Here is a 19,122-nt window from a genome sequence, read left to right as displayed (position 1 = left end):
GAAGGTCCCTCACATCCGGAAGACGCCGAAGCCGCCCCGCGCGCCCTCGAAGGGGGCGGTGTGGACGGCCGACAGGCACAGGCCGAGGACGGTGCGGGTGTCGCGCGGGTCGATGACGCCGTCGTCGTACAGCCGCCCGGACAGGAACATGGGCAGCGACTCGGACTCGATCTGCTGCTCGACCATCGCGCGCAGGGCGGCGTCGCCGTCCTCGTCGTAGGGCAGGCCCTTCGCGGCGGCCGACTGGCGGGCGACGATGGAGAGCACGCCGGCGAGCTGCTGCGGGCCCATGACGGCCGACTTGGCGCTGGGCCAGGCGAACAGGAAGCGGGGGTCGTAGGCGCGCCCGCACATGCCGTAGTGGCCGGCGCCGTAGGAGGCGCCGATGAGGACGGACAGGTGCGGGACCCTCGAGTTGGACACCGCGTTGATCATCATCGAGCCGTGCTTGATGATGCCGCCCTGCTCGTACTCCCTGCCGACCATGTAGCCGGTGGTGTTGTGCAGGAAGACCAGCGGGATGTCGCGCTGATCGGCGAGCTGGATGAACTGCGCGGCCTTCTGGGACTCGGCGCTGAACAGCACGCCCTGCGCGTTGGCGAGGACGCCGACCGGGTAGCCGTGCAGGCTCGCCCAGCCGGTGACCAGGCTCGTCCCGTACAGCGGCTTGAACTCGTCGAAGTCGGAGGCGTCGACGATCCGGGCGATCACCTCGCGCGGGTCGAAGGGCACCTTGAGGTCGCCGGGGACGATGCCGAGGAGTTCCTCCGGGTCGTACTTCGGCGGTTCGGCCGGTCCCGGGTCCGGGTGCGCCTTGCGGTGGTTGAGGCGGGCGACGATCCGCCGGGCCTGGCGCAGGGCGTCGGGTTCGTCGACGGCGAAGTGGTCGGCGAGGCCGGACACGCGCGCGTGCATCTCCGCCCCGCCCAGCGACTCGTCGTCGCTCTCCTCGCCGGTCGCCATCTTCACCAGCGGCGGCCCGCCGAGGAACACCTTCGCCCGCTCCTTGACCATGACGACGTGGTCGGACATGCCGGGGACGTACGCGCCCCCGGCCGTGGAGTTGCCGAAGACGACGGCGACGGTGGGGATGCCGGCCGCGGACAGCCGGGTCAGGTCCCGGAAGATCGCGCCGCCGGGGATGAAGATCTCCTTCTGCGAGGGCAGGTCGGCCCCGCCGGACTCCACCAGGCTGATCACGGGCAGCCGGTTGGCGAGCGCGATGTCGTTGGCGCGCAGGGCCTTCCTCAGCGACCACGGGTTGCTGGCGCCGCCGCGCACGGTGGGGTCGTTGGCGGTGACCATGCACTCCACGCCCTCGACGACGCCGATGCCGGTGACGAGGGAGGCGCCGACGGTGTACTCGCTGCCCCAGGCCGCCAGCGGCGACAGTTCCAGGAACGGGGTGTCGGGGTCGAGGAGCAGCTCGATCCGCTCGCGGGCCAGGAGCTTGCCGCGGGCGCGGTGCCGGGCGACGTACTTCTCGCCGCCGCCCGCCAGCGCCTTCGCGTGCTCCTCGTCGAGGGCGGCGAGCTTGGCGAGCATGCCGTCGCGGCGTTCTCGGTGGTCGGGTCCGTGGGGGTCCAGCGCCGACGGCAGGACGGTCACAGCAGGTCCTCCGGTATGTCCAGGTGGCGGGAGCGCAGCCATTCGCCGAGCGCCTTGGCCTGCGGGTCGAAGCGGTGCTGGGAGGCGACGCCGGCGCCGAGGAGGCCCTCGACGACGAAGTTGAGGGCGCGCAGCCCGGGCAGGTCGTGCCGGGTCACGCGCAGCCCGGCGCTCTCGGGGATCAGTTCGCGGAACCGGTCGACGGTCAGCGTGTGGGCGAGCCACCGCCAGCCCGCCTCCGACCGCGCCCACACCCCGACGTTGGCGTCCCCGCCCTTGTCGCCGCTGCGGGCTCCGGCGACGCGCCCGAGGGGTGCCCGGCGCACGGGCCCCGGGGGCGGTGGCGCGGGCGGCGCGGGCGGCGGTACGTCGGCCGGGGCCAGGGTGGCGGCCGGGGCCAGCACGGGGACGCGGCCCCCGTCGGAGAGGACGGCGACGTGCTCCACCTCGCCCTGCGGGACGTACGCGGCCTCGAACACCCCGTAGGGGGCGCCCTTGCCGGGCGGGGCGAGGACGTGGAAGCCCGGGTAGCTGGCCAGCGCCAGTTCGACGGCCGCGCCGCTCAGCGCCCGCCCGACGACGGCCTGGTCGGGGTCGCGCACGACGAGCCGCAGCAGCGCGCTCGCCGTCTCCTCGGTGTCCGCGTCGGCGCGGTCGGTGCGCACCAGGTCCCAGCGGACCTCCTCCGGCGCCGACTTGGCGAACGCCTCCGCCATCTGCTCGCGCACCAGCGCCGCCTTGGCCTCGACGCCGAGGCCGGTCAGGACGAACACGACCTCGTTGCGGAACCCGCCGAGCCGGGTGCGGCCCACCTTGAGGTCCGGGGGCGGCGCCTCGCCGCGCACGCCGTCGATCCGGACCCGGTCGGGCCCGTCCTGCGTGAGCCGTACGGTGTCCAGCCGGGCGGTGACGTCCGGTCCGGCGTAGCGGGCGCCGCCCGTCTCGTAGAGCAGCTGGGCGGTGACCGTCCCGACGTCGACGAAGCCGCCCGTGCCCGGGTGCTTGGTGATCACGCTGCTGCCGTCGGCGTGCAGTTCGGCGAGCGGGAAGCCGGGCCGGCGGACGTCGCGGCCGGCCTCGTCGAAGAAGGCGTAGTTGCCGCCGGTGGCCTGCGTCCCGCACTCCAGGACGTGCCCGGCGACGACGGCCCCCGCGAGCCGGTCGTGGTCGGCGGGCCCCCAGCCGAAGTGGGCGGCGGCGGGCCCGGTGACCAGGGCCGCGTCCGTCACCCGCCCGGTCACCACGACGTCCGCGCCCGCCCGCAGGCAGGCGGCGATGCCGAAGCCGCCGAGGTAGGCGTGGGCGGTGAGGCTGCCGGGGTACCGGGCCCCGAGGTCGTCCCCCTCGACGTGCGCGACCCGTACGGGGACGCCGAGCCGCTCCGCGAGGGCGCGTACGGCGTCGGCGAGTCCGGCCGGGTTCAGGCCGCCGGCGTTGGTGACGATCGCGACCCCGCGTTCGCGGGCGAGGCCGAGGGTCTCCTCCAGCTGGCGCAGGAAGGTGCGGGCGTATCCGGCGCCGGGGTCCTTCAGGCGGTCCCGGCCGAGGATCAGCATGGTCAGTTCGGCGAGGTAGTCGCCGGTCAGGACGTCCAGCTCGCCGCCGGTCAGCATCTCGCGCAGCGCGTCGAAGCGGTCGCCGTAGAAACCGGAGGCGTTGCCGACGCGCAGGGGCGGGGCCGTCACCGGACGGCCTCCTTCGGCGGGCGGCCGGGGCCGGGCGGTCCGGCGAAGGCCTGCGCGACGTCCAGCCAGCGGTCGGCGTCGGGGCCCTCGGCGCGCAGGGCGAGGTCGGCGCGGTGGGCGCGCTGGGTGACCAGCAGGCAGAAGTCGAGCGCGGGGCCGGTGACGCGCTGCGCGGCGTCGTCGGGGCCGTAGGTCCACGACTCGCCGGAGGGGCCGAGGAGTTCCACCCGGACGGGATCGGCGGGGGCGGGCAGCCCGTGCGCGGCGAAGGCGAAGTCGCGGGTGCGGACGCCGAGCCGGGCGATGTGCCGGATGCGGTCGGTGGGGGCGCGGGTGAAGCCGAGGGCGTCGGCCACGTCGAGGCCGTGGGCCCAGGTCTCCATGAGGCGGGCGGTGGCGAGGGAGGCGGCGGCCATGGGGGGGCCGTACCAGGGGAAGCGGGCGCCCGGCGGCGCCTTGCGGAGCGCCTCGTCGAGGGCGGTGCGGCCGGCCCGCCAGCGCGCGAGCAGCTCGGCGGGCGGGAGCGCCGCGCCCTCTTCGGCACCCTGGTCGACGAAGGAGTCGGGGGCGGCGAGCGCCTGTTCGACCAGGGCCCGGAACCCGTCCTCGTCCGTGACGGCGAGGAGGGCCGAGTGGTCGGTCCAGGCGAGGTGGGCGATCTGGTGGGCGACGGTCCAGCCGGGGGCGGGCGTCGGAAGGGTCCAGCGGTCCGGGGCGGACGCGGCCACCAGCCGGTCCAGTTCGTCGCTTTCGGCACGGAGGTCGTCGAGCACGGGCGTCGGGTCGGCCATGGGGAGGAGCATGGCAGCGGCCCCGGAAACAATCAAGCATGCTTGCATGATTTGTTGAGGGGCCGCCCCGACGCTCCCGACGGGCCGCACGAGGTCTCCTCCGAGGGTTTCCCGTGGTGCCCCCGCGGGGCCTTCCCGACGCCTCCGGCCGGTCCTCGCGACGCCCCCGCGGGGCCCTCATGACACCTTCGGCGCGCCTCCCGCGATGTCCCCCGAGGGGGCTTTCCCGAGGCCTCCGGCGGGTCTCCGCGATGCTCCCGAGAAGCCCTCCCGACGCCTCCGGCCGGCCCTCGCCGGAGGCCGTCCTCCCGGCCGGGCGCGGAGGCCGTCCTCCCGGCCGGCCCGGTCAGGCCTCCGGGACCGCCGCCTTCGGCCGGCCCGTCTGGGTCCGCACCGCGCCCATGCTGGCGGCGATGACGAGGGCGATCGCGGCCGCCTCGACGGCGGACAGGGCCTGGTCGAGGACGAGGAAGCCGGCGGTCGCCGCGAGGGCCGGCTCCAGGCTCATCATGATCGCGAAGGTGGAGGCGGGCATGCGCCGCAGCGCGAGGAGCTCCAGGGTGTAGGGCAGCACGGAGGACAGGACCGCCACCGCCGCGCCGAGGCCCAGCGTCACCGGGTCGAGGAGCTTCGCGCCCGACTCGGCGACGCCCAGCGGCAGGAACAGCAGCGCGCCCACCGCCATCGCCAGCGCGAGCCCGTCCGCCTGCGGGAAGCGGCGGCCGGTACGAGCGCTGAAGACGATGTACGCCGCCCACATCGCGCCCGCCGACAGCGCGAACGCGGCGCCCAGCGGGTCGAGGTCGCGGACCCCGCCGCCGAGCAGGAAGACCCCGGCGAGCGCGAGCCCGGCCCAGACGAGGTTCAGGGCGCGCCGCGAGACCAGGACGGAGAGGGCGAGCGGGCCGAGGACCTCCAGGGTGACCGCGGTGCCGAGGGGGATGCGGGCGACGGACTGGTAGAAGAGGCCGTTCATGGCGGCCATGGCCACGCCGAAGGTGACGACCGTGCCCCAGTCGGCGCGCGAGTACCCGCGCAGCTTGGGCCGGCAGACGGCGAGCAGGACGACGGCGGCGACGAGCAGCCGCAGCGCGACGACGCCGAGCGCGCCCGCCCGCGGCATCAGGGTCACCGCGAGCGCACCGCCGAACTGGACCGACACCCCTCCGGCGAGCACCAGCCCGACGGGCCCGAGGGCGGCCCACCGGCCGGGCGCCGGAGCCGGGTCGTCCGGGCCGGTCCGGCTCGCCGGGGCGGCCGTGCCGGCCGGGGTGACGGACTGCCGGTTCGGCGCGGTGGTGTCGGGGGTGCTCACGGGCGGTCCAAGGGTTCGGTGGGCTCTGCGCCAGGACGGGCGTCCATCACGATGCACTGGAAAGTCCAGAGTAATGGACCACATCAGGAGTGTGAAGTGGGTTTGCCGCTGTCCGCGGGACCACGGGGAGGCAGGGAACCCGAGGGGCCGGGACCGTGGGGGACCCGGTCCGCGGGGAGGCCCGATCCGCCGGGAGGCCCGCCCCCGTCCGCCGGCCTCAGCGGCGCGCCATGTACAGCTCCAGCGCCCGGTGGAGCAGCCGGTTCAGCGGGAAGTCCCACTCGCCGAGGTACTCCACCGCCTCGCCGCCCGTGCCCACCTTGAAGCGCAGGAGGCCGAGGAGGTGGTGGGCTTCCTCCAGGGTGTCGGTGATGCCGCGCAGGTCGTAGACGGCGGCGCCCAGCTCGTGGGCGTCGCACATCATGCGCCACTGGAGGGCGTTGTTCGGCTGGACCTCGCGTCTGCGGCCGGTCGAGGCGCCGTAGGAGTACCAGACGTGCTCGCCGACGGTGATCATCGTGGCCGCGGCGAGGACCTCGCCGTCGTGGTGGGCGAGGTAGAGGCGCATGCGGTCGGGGTGCTCGGCGTTGAGCGCGGTCCACATGCGGTGGAAGTAGGGCAGGGTGCGCGGGACGAACCGGTCCCGTTCGGCGGTCTCGAGGTACAGGCCGTAGAAGACCTCCAGGTCCGTCCGGTCGCCGCGGACGACCTTGACGCCGGCCTTCTCCGCCTTCTTGATGTTGCGCCGCCACTGCTGGTTGAAGCCGCCCTGGATCTCCTCCGGCGACCGGCCGGCGCACGGGACCTGGAAGACGTACCGCGGCTGCCCGGCCGCGAAGCCGTCCTCGCCGCCGGGCTCGGCCCGCCGCCAGCCGGCGCCGCGCAGCCGTTCGGCGACGGCGAGGGCGGGGGCCTCGGTGGTGGTGGGCTCGGCGTCCCGCAGCCGCCGGACGTCCGGATCGGCGATGGCGGCCTTGACGGCGTCGGCACTCCAGCGGCGTGCGACGACGGGCGGGCCCATCTTCACGGAGAACGCGCCCCGCGCCTTCAGGTGGGCGAGCATCGGGTCCAGCCAGCGCTCGACGAGGTCCGCCGCGAACCAGTCGACGACCGGCCCCTCGGGCAGGTACGCCAGGTACCTCCTCAGCCTCGGCAGCGGCCGCAGCAGCACCAGCCCCGCCCCCGCCAGCGCCCCCCGCTCGTCGAACCAGCCGAGGCTCTCCGCCCGCCAGTCCGGTTTCACGTCCCCCCAGGCGGGGGTCTGCAGGTGGCTGACGGAGGGGCGGCCCGCGACGAACGCCAGGTGCTCGGCGCGGGTGATCGGCTGGACACGCAGGCTCATGCACGGGCTCCTTCGACGGCTGTCCGGCCAGCGTAGGAGCCGACCGCGCCCGTGCCGGGGACCGCGGGCCCCGGGCGCGGACGTGTCCGCCACGCGCGCGTGCGCCGTCGCCCCGCCCGGCTCCCGGCCGCCCCCGGCCGCTCGCCCGTCGTCCTCTCAGCGCTCGCCCGGATCCCCGGGCCGGCCCTCCGGCTCCGCCGGTGGCTCCCCCGGCCTCGCCGGCCGTTCCTCCCTCCCCTTCTTCCTCCCTTCCTCCCGTGCCCCCGCCGGCCCGGCCGCCAGCCCCTCCGCCAGGATCTCCGCAAGGTGCCGTCCCCGTACGCCCGCCAGTTGTTCGAGCTGGGTCCGGCAGGAGAAGCCGTCCGCGAGGACCACCGCGTCCCGGGCGGCGTCCCGCACGGACGGCAGGAGCGCCTCTTCCGCGCAGGCCCGCGACACCTCGAAGTGGCCTTTCTCGAAGCCGAAGTTCCCGGCGAGTCCGCAGCAGCCGCCGCTCAGTTCGCCGTCGAGCCCGGCGGCCTCGCGCAGCCGCCGGTCGGCCGCGTCGCCCAGGACCGCGTGCTGGTGGCAGTGGGTCTGGCCGACGACGGGACGGTCGAGGCGGGGCGGCCGCCAGTGGGGGGCGTGCCGTTCCAGGGCCTCGGCGAAGGTCAGGACGCGGGCGGCGAGGCGGGCCGCGCGCGGGTCGTCGTGCAGCAGCTCGGGCAGGTCGCTCCGCAGGGCCGCTGCGCAGCTCGGCTCCAGCACGACCACCGGCACGTCCGCCGCCAGCACCGGCTCCATCAGGTCGAGGGTGCGCCGCAGCACCGCGCGCGCGTGGTCGAGCTGCCCGGTGGAGACGTACGTCAGCCCGCAGCAGACCCGCGCGCGGCGGGCCGTCAGCAGGGCCGCGGCGTTCCTGGACCGCCCGTCGCCCACCGGCCGCCCCCGCATCCGCAGGGTCGGCGGCAGCGCCACCCGCAGCCCGGCCGCCTCCAGCACCTCGACGGCCGCCCGCCCGACCGAGGGCGAGAGGTGCTCGGTGAAGGTGTCGGGCCACAGGACCACGAGGGGAGCGGAAGCACCGAGGGGACCGGAGCCGCCGCGGGGCCCGGAGCCGTCCTCGGGCGCCCTCCTCCGCCACCACCGGCTGAAGGTCTCGCGCGCCAGTCGCGGCAGGCCCCGCTCGGGGGCGATCCCGCCGGCCCGCTTCGCGGCCCGCGCCAACGGCCCCACCGCCGCCAGCGCGTCGACGAGCGGCGCCGTGCGCGTACGGCTCACCCAGCGCAGCCAGACCGGCAGGCGCCCCATGACGTGGTGGGCGGCGGGGCGGCGGCGGCCGGCGTAGTGGTGGTGGAGGAACTCCGCCTTGTACGTGGCCATGTCGACCCCGACCGGGCAGTCCGAGCGGCAGCCCTTGCAGGCGAGGCAGAGGTCGAGCGCCTCCCGCACCTCCTCCGACCGCCAGCCGTCGGTGACCACCTCGCCGGCGAGCATCTCGTGCAGCAGCCGGGCCCGCCCGCGCGTGGAGTGCCGTTCCTCGCCCGTGGCCCGGTAGGAGGGGCACATCACGGCGGGCCCGGACGCCGTCTGCGTACGGCACTTGGCGACGCCCACGCAGCGGCGGACCGCGGCGGTGAAGTCGCCGCCGTCGCCGGGGTAGCCGAAGGCCACGTCGACGGGCCCGCGGGGCAGGACGGCGAAGCGCAGATTCGCGTCGAGGGGGGCGGGGCGGACCAGCATGCCGGGGTTGAGGAGGTCGTCGGGGTCCCAGACGCCCTTCACCCGCTCGAAGAGGGCGACCATGTCCTCGCCGTACATCCGCGGCAGCAGCTCGGCGCGCGCCTGCCCGTCGCCGTGCTCCCCGGACAGCGAGCCGCCGTGCGCCACGACCAGGTCGGCCAGTTCCTCCGAGAAGCGGCGGAAGCGGCCGACGCCCGCCGCGGTGAGCAGGTCGAAGTCGATGCGGACGTGGATGCAGCCGTCCCCGAAGTGCCCGTACGGCGTGCCGCGCAGGCCGTGCGCGGTCAGCAGGGCGCGGAAGTCCCGCAGGTACGCGCCGAGCCGGGCGGGCGGCACCGCGCAGTCCTCCCAGCCGGGCCAGGCCTCCGTGCCGTCGGGCATCCGGGTGGCCGTACCGCTGGCGTCCTCCCGGATCCGCCACAGGGCCCGCTGCCCGGCGGCGTCCGTCACCACGAGGGTGTCCACGGCGTCGGCCTCCCGCGCGATCGCCTCCGCACGCGCGCGTGCCTCACCGGTCGAGTCCCCGCCCGTCTCCACGAACAGCCACGCCGCGCCGCGCGGCAGTCCCACCGCCGACGGCACCAGGTCGGCGCCCATGCCCTCGACCGTCAGCGGCCGCCCCCCGCTCCCGGCCGTGCCCGAGCGGGGGGACCACCGGGCCACCAGGGCGGCGGCGGCCTCGGCGGCGGCGCCCTCGTCGGCGTAGCCGAGCACCGCGAGGGCGTGCGCGCGGGGCGCCTCGACGAGGTCGACCACCGCTTCCGTGAGCACGGCCAGGGTGCCCTCGGAGCCGCAGAGGGACCGGGCGACGTCGGCGCCCCGCTCCGGCAGCAGGGCGTCCAGCGCGTAGCCGGAGATGCGCCGGGGCAGTTCGGGAAATCCGGTGCGCAGCCGCGCCCGCTCGCCCTCGGCGAGCGCCCGCAGCCCGTCCGGCGCGCCGGCCCATCCCCGGCCGGGCCGCAGGCGCAGCCCGCGCGCGGTGACGACGTCCAGCTCGCGCACGTTGTCCGCGGTCGTCCCCCAGGCGACCGAGTGGGCGCCGCAGGAGTTGTTGCCGATCATCCCGCCGAGCGTGCAGCGGCCGTGCGTGGACGGGTCGGGCCCGAAGCGCAGCCCGTGCGGGGCGGCGGCCTCCTGGAGGCGGTCCAGCACCAGACCGGGCTGTACGACGGCCGTGCGCGCCTCGGCGTCCAGGCGGACGAGCCGGTTCATGTGGCGGGTGAAGTCCAGCACCACCCCGGTCCCGGTCGCCTGTCCGGCGATGGACGTCCCCCCGCCGCGCGCCACGACCGGCACGCCGTGCGCACGGCACACCTCCAGCACCGCCGCCACGTCGTCGGCGTCACGGGGCGCGACCACGCCCAGGGGGACGCGCCGGTAGTTGGACGCGTCCATGGTGGCCAGCGCCCGGGAGGTCACGTCGAAGGCCACCTCGCCGCGCACGGCGGCCCGCAGCGCGGCCCGCAGCTCCGCGTTCCCGGTCATCGTTCCGCGTTCTCGGTGTTCTCGGTGTTCTGAGCGTTCTCGGGGTTCTGGGTCATCTCCTCAGGATGCCCCGGCGGACCGGCGGCCTCCTCCGGAGCCCGCGCGCCCGCGCCTCCGGAGGACGGCCGGCCGTGCTCTTCGCTTTTCGCTTTTCGCTTTTCGGCCACACCAATTCCGAAGAACCTGAACGGGACTCTCCCAAAGTGATCACCAACCTGCATATAGTGACCGGCAGTTGCGCGCAGGTGACGGCTCTAGCCCCCAATAGAGGCCGGATTACCTCATGGAACCGCCCTAGGGTTGGCCCGAATTGCCCGGTGGCAGCCCGAGGACCCGAACGAGGACTCCGCTGATGACCTCCCCCGCCCTCCCCGGCGACCGTCCCGCCCTTCGCGGCCTGCTGCCCGCCTTCGCGCTCACCGCGGCCGCGGCCGGGGGCGCGGTCGCCGTGGCCGCCGCCCTGGCACCAGCCTCCGTGCGCACGGCCGTGGCGCTGACCGGGGCGGTGGCCGCCCTGCTGCTCTGCGCCGCCGTCGCCGCGGCCGCGCACGGCAGGCAGACGGCGCGTGCGGCCCGCGCCCGGCTGGCGTCCGCCCACCAGGACCTCGGCAGGCTGTTCCAGGAACGTGCCCGGCTGGGTGAGGAGTCCCGCCGCCGGCACGAGCGGCTGACCGGCGACCTCGCCCGGGAACAGGCCCGGCTGACGGCCGAGCTGGAGCGGGAACGCGCCCGGCACGCCGAGGCCCTCGCCGCCGAGCACGACCGCCGCACCGCCGAGCACACGGCCGAACTGGCCCGGCTCACCGAGGAGCACGCCGCCGAGCTGGCCGCCCGCGCCGCCGAGCACACGGCTGAACTGGCCCGGCTCACCGAGGAGCACGCCGCCCAGGTCGCCCGCCTCGGCGAGGAGCGGGACCGGCTCACCGACGGCAACGCCCGGCTCGCCGCCCGGCTGCGCGAGGCCAACAGTGCGCGGGCCGCCGCCCTCTCCGCCACCGCCAACGCCGCGGGCCGCATGCAGGCCCTGGCCACCAGCATGCTCGCCGACCTGCGCGCGATGGAGGAGAGGCACGCCGACGAGGAGGTCCTCGCCGACCTCCTCCACCTCGACCACCGCACCGCCCAGGCCGGCCGGCTCGCCGACTCGGTCGCCGTCCTGACCGGCGCCCGCTCCGGCCGCCGCTGGGCCCGGCCCATCGCCATGGAGTCGATCCTGCGCGGCGCCATGGGCCGGATCGGCGGCTACCAGCGCGTCCGCGTGCACTCCGCCAGCGACACCGCCGTCGCCGGGCACGCCGCCGAGGGCGTCATGCACGCGCTCGCCGAGCTCCTCGACAACGCGGCCACCTTCTCGCCGCCGACCGCCGAGGTCCACGTGTACGTGGAGGAGGTGCCGGCCGGGGTCATCGTGTCCGTCGAGGACAGCGGTCTCGTCATGAGCGAGGCCCAGCTCCGGCGCGCCGAGGCCGCGGTCGCGGGCGAGACGGCCGGCATCGGCGGCCTCACCGGCACCCGCCTCGGCCTCGCCGTCGTCGGCCGGCTGGCCCGGCGGTACGGCATGAAGGTCTCCTACCGCCCCTCGGCGCGCGGCGGCACGGGCGTACTGGTGCTCGTCCCGCAGGACATCCTCGTGTCCCAGGACACCGCGCACGGCGCGCCCGCCGTACCCGCAGTGGCTGCCGCACCTGCCGCGTCGATCGCCCCGGCCGCCCCGGCCGTCCCCGCCCCGCGGACGGCACCGGCCGCCCGGAAGGGCCCGACCCGGCCGGCCGGCCCGGCCTCCGGATCCGCCCCCGTCGGCCCCGACGGGCTGCCCCGGCGCACCGGGACCCGGCCGGCCGGTGCGACGGGGGGTACGACGGCGGGTACGACGGACGCCCCGCAGCCCGTTCCCCCGGCCCCCTACGCCGCCGCACCGGCCGCCGCCGCACCGGACCCCGACCCGGTGCCGCGGCACGACTCCGCGAACCGGGTCGACTCCACGGACCGGCACAGCTCCGCGAACCGGCACGACTCCGCGGACCGGGACGGGAACCGGTCCCCGGACGGCGCGGCGGCGTTCGAGCTGCCCCGCCGCCGGCGCGGCCGCACCCTCGCCGAGGCCGAGCGCGCCCGCTCGGGCAGCCGCGCCGCCACGCCGCGACCGGCCCCCACGGCCGAGGAGACCCGGGCCCGCGCCTCCCGCTTCAGCGACTTCCGCCAGGCCGTACGCGGCTCCGCACCCACCCCGCCCCAGGACCCGGCCGGACCCACGGCCGCCCGGAGCACCGCCGAAGCCGCAGCCGTAACGGACGCTGACCCCGCGGACACCCCGCACGCACCCGGGGGCCCGGACACCCGGGAAGCCGCGCACACCACCACGGCCCCGGACGTTCCGCACACCCCCGCCACCCCGGACATCGAGGGCGCCCCGCGCACCCCCGCCGCTCCGGCCGCCGAGGACACCCCCGCCGCCGCGGGCATCCCGCACCCCACCGCGGCCCCGGACACCCGGGAAGCCGCGCACACCACCACGGCCCCGGACGCCGCCCCGCCCGGCCCGGGTGACGGCACCACCCCCGTACCCGCCACCCCCCGCTCCCCGCACGCGCAGAACCACCTGGAAGGCGACCCCACCTCATGACCGGCACGACGACCGCCGACGAGAAGCTCACCTGGCTGATAGAGGGCCTGCTGACGCGCACGCCGGGCGCTCGGCACGCGCTCGTGCTGTCCCGTGACGGCCTGAAGCTGTGCCGCACGCCCGAGCTGTCCAACGACCAGGCCGACCAGCTCGCCGCGATCGCCGCCGGCATCCAGTCGCTGTCGCACGGCGCGTCCGTGGAGTTCGGGGACGGCAGCGGAGGCGTCCGGTCGGCGATGACCGAGTTCTACGGGGGCGTGCTGTTCATCGTGGAGGCCGGTCAGGGCGCGCACCTGGCCGTCGTCACCACGGAGGACGCGGACCCCGGCCTCGTCGGCCACAACATGAGCGAGCTGGTCGAGCAGCTCGGGGAGCACCTGACCGCACCGCCGCGCAGCTCATGAGCCGGCCCGGCAGGGACGACTCACCGGACCGGCTGTACACGCTCACCGGCGGGCGCAGCCGGCCCGGCCCGGACAGTCCCTTCGACCTGGTGACCCTGGTCGTCGCCGAGTGCGATCCGGCGCCGGGCATGCAGTCGGAGCACTCGGCGATCCTGCGGATGGCCGACCGCCCCACCGCGGTCGTCGAGATCGCGGCGGAGCTGGGGCTGCCGGTGAGCATCACCAGGATCCTGCTGTCCGACCTGCTCGCCTCGGGCCGGGTCAGTGCCCGTCACCCCCGCAAGGCCGCCGTACTCGATCCCGACATTCTGGAGCAGGTGCTCGTTGGACTCCGCAACCTCTGAGACGCGCACGCCACTTCGCGCGTCGGCCGACAACGGCCTCAAGATCGTGGTCGTGGGCGGCTTCGGCGCCGGCAAGACGACGATGGTCCGCTCGGTCAGCGAGATCCGTCCCCTCAACACCGAGGAGACGATGACGCAGGCCGGGGAGACCGTGGACGACCTGAGCGGCGTGCGCGGCAAGACGGCGACCACCGTCGCCTTCGACTTCGGCCGCATCACCCTCGACGCGCACAACGTGCTGTACCTGTTCGGCGCGCCCGGCCAGGAGCGGTTCTGGTTCCTGTGGGACCGGCTGTTCTCCGGGACGCTGGGCGCGGTCGTGCTCGTCGACACCCGGCGGATCGACGACTCCTGGTACGCCATCGACCGCCTGGAGAAGCACGGCACGCCGTTCATCGTGGCCTGCAACGACTTCGGCGGCCCGGCCTTCACCCCGGAGCAGGTCCGCGAGGCCCTCGACCTCGACCCGCACGTGCCGCTGGTCACCTGCGACGCGCGGTCGCGGGCGTCCAGCAAGCTGGTCCTGATCTCCCTGGTGGAGCACATCCAGTCCCTGTACGCCGGCTCCGGCTCAACCTCCGGCTCCGGCTCCGGCCCGTCCCCCGCTCCCACCCCCTCCCCCGCCTTCCGTCAGGAGCTGGTGTGACCACCGCCCCCGCCCCCGTCCACCTCAGCGGCGCCCTGCTCCAGGACGACCCGACCCGGGTGTACCGGGAGATGCGGCGCGAGCACGGTCCCGTCGTCCCGGTGCTGCTGGACGGCGACGTGCCGGCCTGGCTGGTGCTCGGCTACCGCGAACTGCACCAGGTCACCGGTGATCCGGTCCTCTTCAGCCGCGACTCCGAGCTGTGGAGCCAGTGGGACGCGATTCCCGACGACTGGCCGCTGCTGCCGATGATCGGCCGCAGGCAGGCGTCGATCCTCTACACGGTCGGCGAGCGGCACCGCGAGCGGGCCACGATGCTCGGCGACGCGCTGGAGGGGGTCGACGCGTTCGAACTGCGCCGGTACGCCGAGAAGTTCGCCGACGAGCTGATCGACGGCATCTGCCCGCGGGGCCGGGCCGATATCGTCGGCGAGTACGCGATGCTGCTGCCGGTGCGGGTGCTGGCCCGCCTCTACGGCTTCGCCGACGACGAGGGCCCGGAACTGGTCACCGCGCTCAACGACATGGTCGACGGCCGGGAGCGGGCCCTGGCGGGCCAGACCCACCTGTTCACGTCGATGACGCGGCTGGTGGCCGACCGGACGGAGTCCCCGGCCGACGACGTCGTCTCGCGGATGCTCGCCGACACCTCCGGGTTCACCGGCGACGAGATCGCCCAGGACCTGATGGTGATGATGGCGGCCGGCCACCAGCCGACCGCCGACTGGATCGGCAACTCGCTGCGGCTGATGCTGACGGACGGCCGGTTCGCCGCCTCGCTGTTCGGCGGCCGCAACAGCGTCGCCGAGGCCATGAACGAGGTGCTGTGGGAGGACGCCCCCACCCAGAACGTCGCCGGCCGCTGGGCCTCCCGCGACACCCACCTGGGCGGGCGCCGCGTCCGCGCGGGCGACCTGCTGCTGCTCGGCCTCCAGGGCGCCAACTCCGACCCCCAGGTGCGCACCGACGGCTCGGCGCTGACCGGCGGCAACGGCGCGCACTTCTCCTTCGGCCACGGCGAGCACCGCTGCCCGTTCCCGGCGCAGGAGATCGCCGAGGTCATCGCGCGCACGGCCATCGAGGTCGTCCTGGACCGGCTGCCGGACATCGACCTCGCCGTGCCCGCCGCTTCCCTGACCCGCCGTCCGTCGCCGTGGCTGCGCGGCCTGACGGAACTGCCGGTGACGTTCACCCCGACCCCCGCCCTTGGAGGCACGCTCGCATGACGACTGCCACGGACACGCCGAACGGTACGGAGCGCAGACGCATCGCCCTCGACCCCTTCGTCGCCGACCTGGACGGGGAGAGCGCCGCGCTGCGGGCCGCCGGTCCGCTCGCCGCGGTGGAGCTGCCGGGCGGCGTGCCGGTGTGGGCGGTCACCCGCCACGCCGAGGCGAAGCGGCTGCTGACCGACCCCAGGATCGTCAAGGACATCAACGTCTGGGGCGCCTGGCAGCGCGGCGAGATCGCCCCCGACTGGCCGCTGATCGGGCTGGCCAACCCGGGCCGGTCCATGCTGACGGTGGACGGCGCGGATCACCGCCGGCTGCGCACGCTGGTCGCCCAGGCGCTCACGCCCCGGCGGGTGGAGCGGATGCGCGGCCGGATCGCCGAGCTGACCGGGGGCCTGCTCGACCGGCTCGCGGAGCTGCCGGCCGGCCCGGTGGACCTGAAGGCCGAGTTCGCCTATCCGCTGCCCATGTACGTGATCGCCGACCTGATGGGGCTCGCGGAGGACCGGCTGCCGCGGCTGAAGGAGCTGTTCGAGAAGTTCTTCTCGACGCAGACCCCGCCGGCCGAGGTCGTGGCGACGCTGACCGAGCTGGCGGGCATCATGGCGGCGGCGGTCGCCGAGAAGCGCGAGAACCCCGGCGACGACCTCACGTCCGCGCTGATAGCGGCGTCCGAGGACGGCGACCGCCTCACCGACGAGGAGATCGTCTCCACGCTCCAGCTGATGGTGGCGGCCGGCCACGAGACGACGATCTCGCTGATCGTCAACGCCGTCGTCAACCTCTCGCTCCACCCCGGGCAGCGGGCGCTGGTCCTGTCCGGCGAGGCCGGCTGGTCGGCGGTGGTGGAGGAGACCCTGCGTCACTCCACCCCGACCTCCCACGTCCTGATCCGCTTCGCCACCGAGGACGTACCGGTCGGGGACAAGGTGCTGCCGGCCGGGGACGCGCTGATCGTGTCGTACGCCGCGATCGGCCGCGACGAGGAGGCGCACGGCCCGTCGGCTGGCGTCTTCGACATCACCCGCGACACGGCCAACCGCCACATCGCCTTCGGGCACGGCCCGCACGTCTGCCCCGGAGCGGCGCTGTCCCGCCTGGAGGCGGGCGTGGCGCTGCCCGCCCTGTACGCCCGCTTCCCCGCCCTGGACCTGGCGGTCCCGGCGGCGGAGCTGCGCAACAAGCCGGTGGTGACGCAGAACGACTTGTACGAGCTGCCGGTGAACCTGCGCGGCTGAGCCGTCCGGTGCGGTGCGGGCCGCCGTCCGGCCCGTACCGCCCGCGCCTCCCCTTCGGGACTCCCCTCCGTGTCTCAGCGGCCGGACGACGTTTCGCCCCGGTTTCACGGAGCCGCTAGGCTCCCGCTCGTGGCTGAGATCCGGATTCCCGCTGACATCAAGCCCGCCGACGGTCGTTTCGGCGCGGGCCCCTCCAAGGTGCGGACGGAAGCGCTGGACGCGCTGGCCGCCACCGGCACCTCCCTGCTGGGCACCTCCCACCGACAGGCCCCGGTGAAGAACCTGGTCGGCCAGGTGCGCGAGGGCATCTCCGAACTGTTCCGGCTCCCCGAGGGCTACGAGGTGGTCCTCGGCAACGGCGGCTCCACCGCCTTCTGGGACATCGCGACGCACGGCCTGATCGAGAACAAGTCGCAGCACCTCACCTTCGGCGAGTTCAGCTCCAAGTTCGCCAAGGCCGCCAAGCTGGCGCCGTGGCTGGCCGAGCCGACGGTCGTCTCCTCCGACCCGGGCACGCACCCCGACCCGCGGGCCGAGGCCGGCGTCGACGTGTACGCCTTCACCCACAACGAGACCTCCACGGGCGTCGCCGCCCCGATCGAGCGGGTGGCGGGCGCCGACGAGGGCGCGCTGGTCCTGGTGGACGCCACGTCGGGCGCGGGCGGCCTGCCGGTCGACATCGCCGAGACGGACGTCTACTACTTCGCCCCGCAGAAGTCCTTCGCCTCCGACGGCGGCCTGTGGATCGGCGTGTTCTCCCCCGCCGCCATCGAGCGCGCGGAGCGGGTCCACGCCTCCGGCCGCCACATCCCGGAGTTCTTCTCGCTGCCCACGGCGATCGACAACTCCCGCAAGAACCAGACGTACAACACCCCGGCGCTGGCCACGCTGTTCCTCCTCAACCAGCAGCTGGAGTGGATCAACGGCCAGGGCGGCCTGGACTGGTCGACGGCCCGCACCAAGGACTCCTCGACCCGCCTGTACGCGTGGGCGGAGGAGTCCAAGCACGCGAGCCCCTTCGTCACCGACCCGGCCAAGCGCTCCCAGGTCATCGGCACGATCGACTTCACCGACGAGGTGGACGCGGCGGCCGTCGCCAAGGTCCTGCGCGCCAACGGCATCGTCGACACCGAGCCCTACCGCAAGCTCGGCCGCAACCAGCTCCGCGTCGCCATGTTCCCGGCGATCGACCCGGCGGACGTCGAGGCACTCACCAAGTGCGTCGACTACGTGATCGAGCAGCTGTAGCAACTGCCGCCAGTACGACGGCGAGGGGCGCCCGGTGGATCACCGGGCGCCCCTCGCCGTACCGGGGCCGGACACAGCGTGTCCAGCGGTGCGGTGCAGGAGCTGCGGCCGGTCTCCAGCGCACAGATCACCGAGTGGTGCCAGCCGGGAACGGGAATGTGCTGGTCCTCGCCCCACCCGGTGAGCACCTCTCTGCGTCAGCCCTTCCCGCCTCGATCATCGATCGGTGGATCCAGATCCATCCGATTTCACGGACTTTTCTTTGACACGTACCCTTTGAACCGTCACCCCCATACCGATAAACAGCACCCACGCAACGATCGCGGATTTGACAGTCGATGAATCCGCAAGCCCCAACGCAGTTGCCGTGAGCGAGACCGCAACTCCAATTGCACACCATACAGCGGCCCAAACGGTGAGCCGCACAGAGAAATTGAACACTTCGCCGCCACTCCGATCCCTTGCCCAGAAAGAGAAATTCACCGTGCGGCACGGGAGGGGAGTTCCCACTCCCGCACCCCACACATCAAACACTGGCAGACTCAGCCCACCCGGCCACCTTCACCGCCTACCTTTGCCTTTACCTTTGCCTTTGAAGAAATAGCGGGCGTACCCCAGCCTCCCGACAGAGGCCCCGGCGAATTCTTCTTCCAGCTCCACTCACCGTCGAGGTCAAAACGGTTCAGAGGATCGCCGTGCGCGTACTCGTACGTGTTGGCTTTTCCGCCGTGGACGAGGTCTACCGAGAGGGACCGGCCAGCGCCCGGGTTGCCGTACTCTTCTGTGGTCGCGGGGCGCTCGCCGACCAGCCCCATATCCGATTCATCGCGGACCGGCCGAGCAATGCCCATGAATTTTCTACCGTCTTCATCCGGGCTCGGGCATGAAGAACCGGGTGTCATTGAATCGTCGCACGAGACGTCTACTCTCTTCCGCGTCCTCAATTTTCGACAGTTCGTATACGGCAGCCAGCGAAGCCTCCACTTCCACCAAGCGGGAACCGGCCGGAGATTCAATCAAGACCAAGGATCGAACAAATCCCCCCTCAGCCTCCTTCACCGTAAGCAGATAACGAATTTCAAAGTTTCTCCAAGATTCCCCGACCGCCGACTTGACGTGCGGGTTCCCCACGAGAATCCGACCGGAAGCGAGAAATTCCGAGAAAATTTCCTCGTTTATTTCGTACACACCCCCCGGAGATACGGCCGCATCGGGCGTCGCGTCACGACGCCCGCGCCAAAGAACGCCGGCCATGACGGCCAGAACCGCTGCCGCGACAGTCATCCACGCATGCGCGGTGGCAACTGCGGCCACCAGCAACAAGAGTGCAGCCGCCAAGGCCCCCACAGGCCACACCAGGCCTCGACGTGGAGTGCTCATCCTTGTTTTCCTTTCCTAGGCACGACGTGGGGGGCGGGGCAGGTTCCCACCCCCCACAC

General features: G+C 74.3%; 15 protein-coding genes. 7 read left to right on the top strand and 8 right to left on the bottom strand.

Annotated features, from left to right (window positions below; genetic code table 11):
• Positions 1 to 9 precede the first annotated feature (9 nt).
• From ACF09K_RS14575 to ACF09K_RS14550, 6 genes are all read right to left on the bottom strand, one after another.
• Positions 10 to 1,608, bottom strand: coding sequence for an acyl-CoA carboxylase subunit beta (locus ACF09K_RS14575; protein WP_392243518.1), 1,599 nt, complete (start codon positions 1,606 to 1,608; stop codon positions 10 to 12).
• Positions 1,605 to 3,293: an acyclic terpene utilization AtuA family protein gene (locus tag ACF09K_RS14570; protein WP_392243516.1), complete on the bottom strand. Its 1,689-nt coding sequence runs from the start codon at positions 3,291 to 3,293 to the stop codon at positions 1,605 to 1,607. Before ACF09K_RS14570 ends, ACF09K_RS14575 begins: the two co-directional genes overlap by 4 nt.
• Positions 3,290 to 4,084 carry a TIGR03084 family metal-binding protein gene (locus tag ACF09K_RS14565; RefSeq protein WP_392243515.1) on the bottom strand — a complete coding sequence of 265 codons (795 nt, stop codon included), beginning with the start codon at positions 4,082 to 4,084 and terminating at the stop codon, positions 3,290 to 3,292. Before ACF09K_RS14565 ends, ACF09K_RS14570 begins: the two co-directional genes overlap by 4 nt.
• Before the next feature lie 346 nt (positions 4,085 to 4,430).
• On the bottom strand, positions 4,431 to 5,399 hold the full coding sequence (locus tag ACF09K_RS14560; protein WP_392243514.1) for a DMT family transporter: 969 nt from the start codon (positions 5,397 to 5,399) through the stop codon (positions 4,431 to 4,433).
• Between the two features lie 217 nt (positions 5,400 to 5,616).
• Positions 5,617 to 6,741, bottom strand: coding sequence for a lipid II:glycine glycyltransferase FemX (locus tag ACF09K_RS14555; protein WP_392243513.1), 1,125 nt, complete (start codon positions 6,739 to 6,741; stop codon positions 5,617 to 5,619).
• A 156-nt stretch (positions 6,742 to 6,897) separates the two neighbouring features.
• On the bottom strand, positions 6,898 to 9,948 hold the full coding sequence (locus ACF09K_RS14550; RefSeq protein WP_392243512.1) for an FAD-binding and (Fe-S)-binding domain-containing protein: 3,051 nt from the start codon (positions 9,946 to 9,948) through the stop codon (positions 6,898 to 6,900).
• A gap of 352 nt (positions 9,949 to 10,300) precedes the next feature.
• On the opposite strand from ACF09K_RS14550, the gene ACF09K_RS14545 reads away from it, so the two are divergent.
• The 7 genes from ACF09K_RS14545 to serC all read left to right on the top strand — a co-directional run bounded on the left by ACF09K_RS14545 (position 10,301) and on the right by serC (position 17,683).
• Positions 10,301 to 12,571, top strand: a complete 2,271-nt coding sequence (locus ACF09K_RS14545) for an ATP-binding protein (RefSeq protein ID WP_392243510.1) — start codon at positions 10,301 to 10,303, stop codon at positions 12,569 to 12,571.
• Positions 12,568 to 12,975, top strand: coding sequence for a roadblock/LC7 domain-containing protein (locus tag ACF09K_RS14540; protein ID WP_392243509.1), 408 nt, complete (start codon positions 12,568 to 12,570; stop codon positions 12,973 to 12,975). The genes ACF09K_RS14545 and ACF09K_RS14540 overlap by 4 nt, the downstream gene beginning before the upstream one ends.
• Entirely contained in the window at positions 12,972 to 13,319 is a 348-nt protein-coding gene (locus ACF09K_RS14535) for a DUF742 domain-containing protein (protein ID WP_392243508.1), read from the top strand. Before ACF09K_RS14540 ends, ACF09K_RS14535 begins: the two co-directional genes overlap by 4 nt.
• Positions 13,300 to 13,965, top strand: a complete 666-nt coding sequence (locus ACF09K_RS14530) for an ATP/GTP-binding protein (RefSeq protein WP_392243507.1) — start codon at positions 13,300 to 13,302, stop codon at positions 13,963 to 13,965. Before ACF09K_RS14535 ends, ACF09K_RS14530 begins: the two co-directional genes overlap by 20 nt.
• Positions 13,962 to 15,191: a cytochrome P450 gene (locus tag ACF09K_RS14525; protein ID WP_392243505.1), complete on the top strand. Its 1,230-nt coding sequence runs from the start codon at positions 13,962 to 13,964 to the stop codon at positions 15,189 to 15,191. The genes ACF09K_RS14530 and ACF09K_RS14525 overlap by 4 nt, the downstream gene beginning before the upstream one ends.
• Positions 15,188 to 16,435: a cytochrome P450 gene (locus ACF09K_RS14520; protein WP_392243503.1), complete on the top strand. Its 1,248-nt coding sequence runs from the start codon at positions 15,188 to 15,190 to the stop codon at positions 16,433 to 16,435. The genes ACF09K_RS14525 and ACF09K_RS14520 overlap by 4 nt, the downstream gene beginning before the upstream one ends.
• 129 nt (positions 16,436 to 16,564) lie before the next feature.
• Complete coding sequence (gene serC / locus ACF09K_RS14515; RefSeq protein ID WP_392243501.1) at positions 16,565 to 17,683, top strand: phosphoserine transaminase; 1,119 nt, start codon at positions 16,565 to 16,567, stop codon at positions 17,681 to 17,683.
• A gap of 542 nt (positions 17,684 to 18,225) precedes the next feature.
• Here serC and ACF09K_RS14510 read toward each other — a convergent pair.
• Together ACF09K_RS14510 and ACF09K_RS14505 are read right to left on the bottom strand one after the other, a co-directional pair.
• A complete protein-coding gene (locus ACF09K_RS14510) occupies positions 18,226 to 18,534 on the bottom strand; it encodes a hypothetical protein (protein WP_392243500.1) in 309 nt (102 codons plus the stop codon).
• Positions 18,535 to 18,550: 16 nt separating this feature from the next.
• On the bottom strand, positions 18,551 to 19,063 hold the full coding sequence (locus tag ACF09K_RS14505) for a hypothetical protein (RefSeq protein ID WP_392243498.1): 513 nt from the start codon (positions 19,061 to 19,063) through the stop codon (positions 18,551 to 18,553).
• Positions 19,064 to 19,122 lie beyond the last annotated feature (59 nt).

This window comes from Streptomyces sp. NPDC014882 (assembly GCF_043081325.1).
GTDB lineage: Bacteria > Actinomycetota > Actinomycetes > Streptomycetales > Streptomycetaceae > Streptomyces.
The sequence above is the reverse complement of the archived record's forward strand: the minus strand, read 5'-3'. Positions and strand labels throughout refer to the sequence as shown.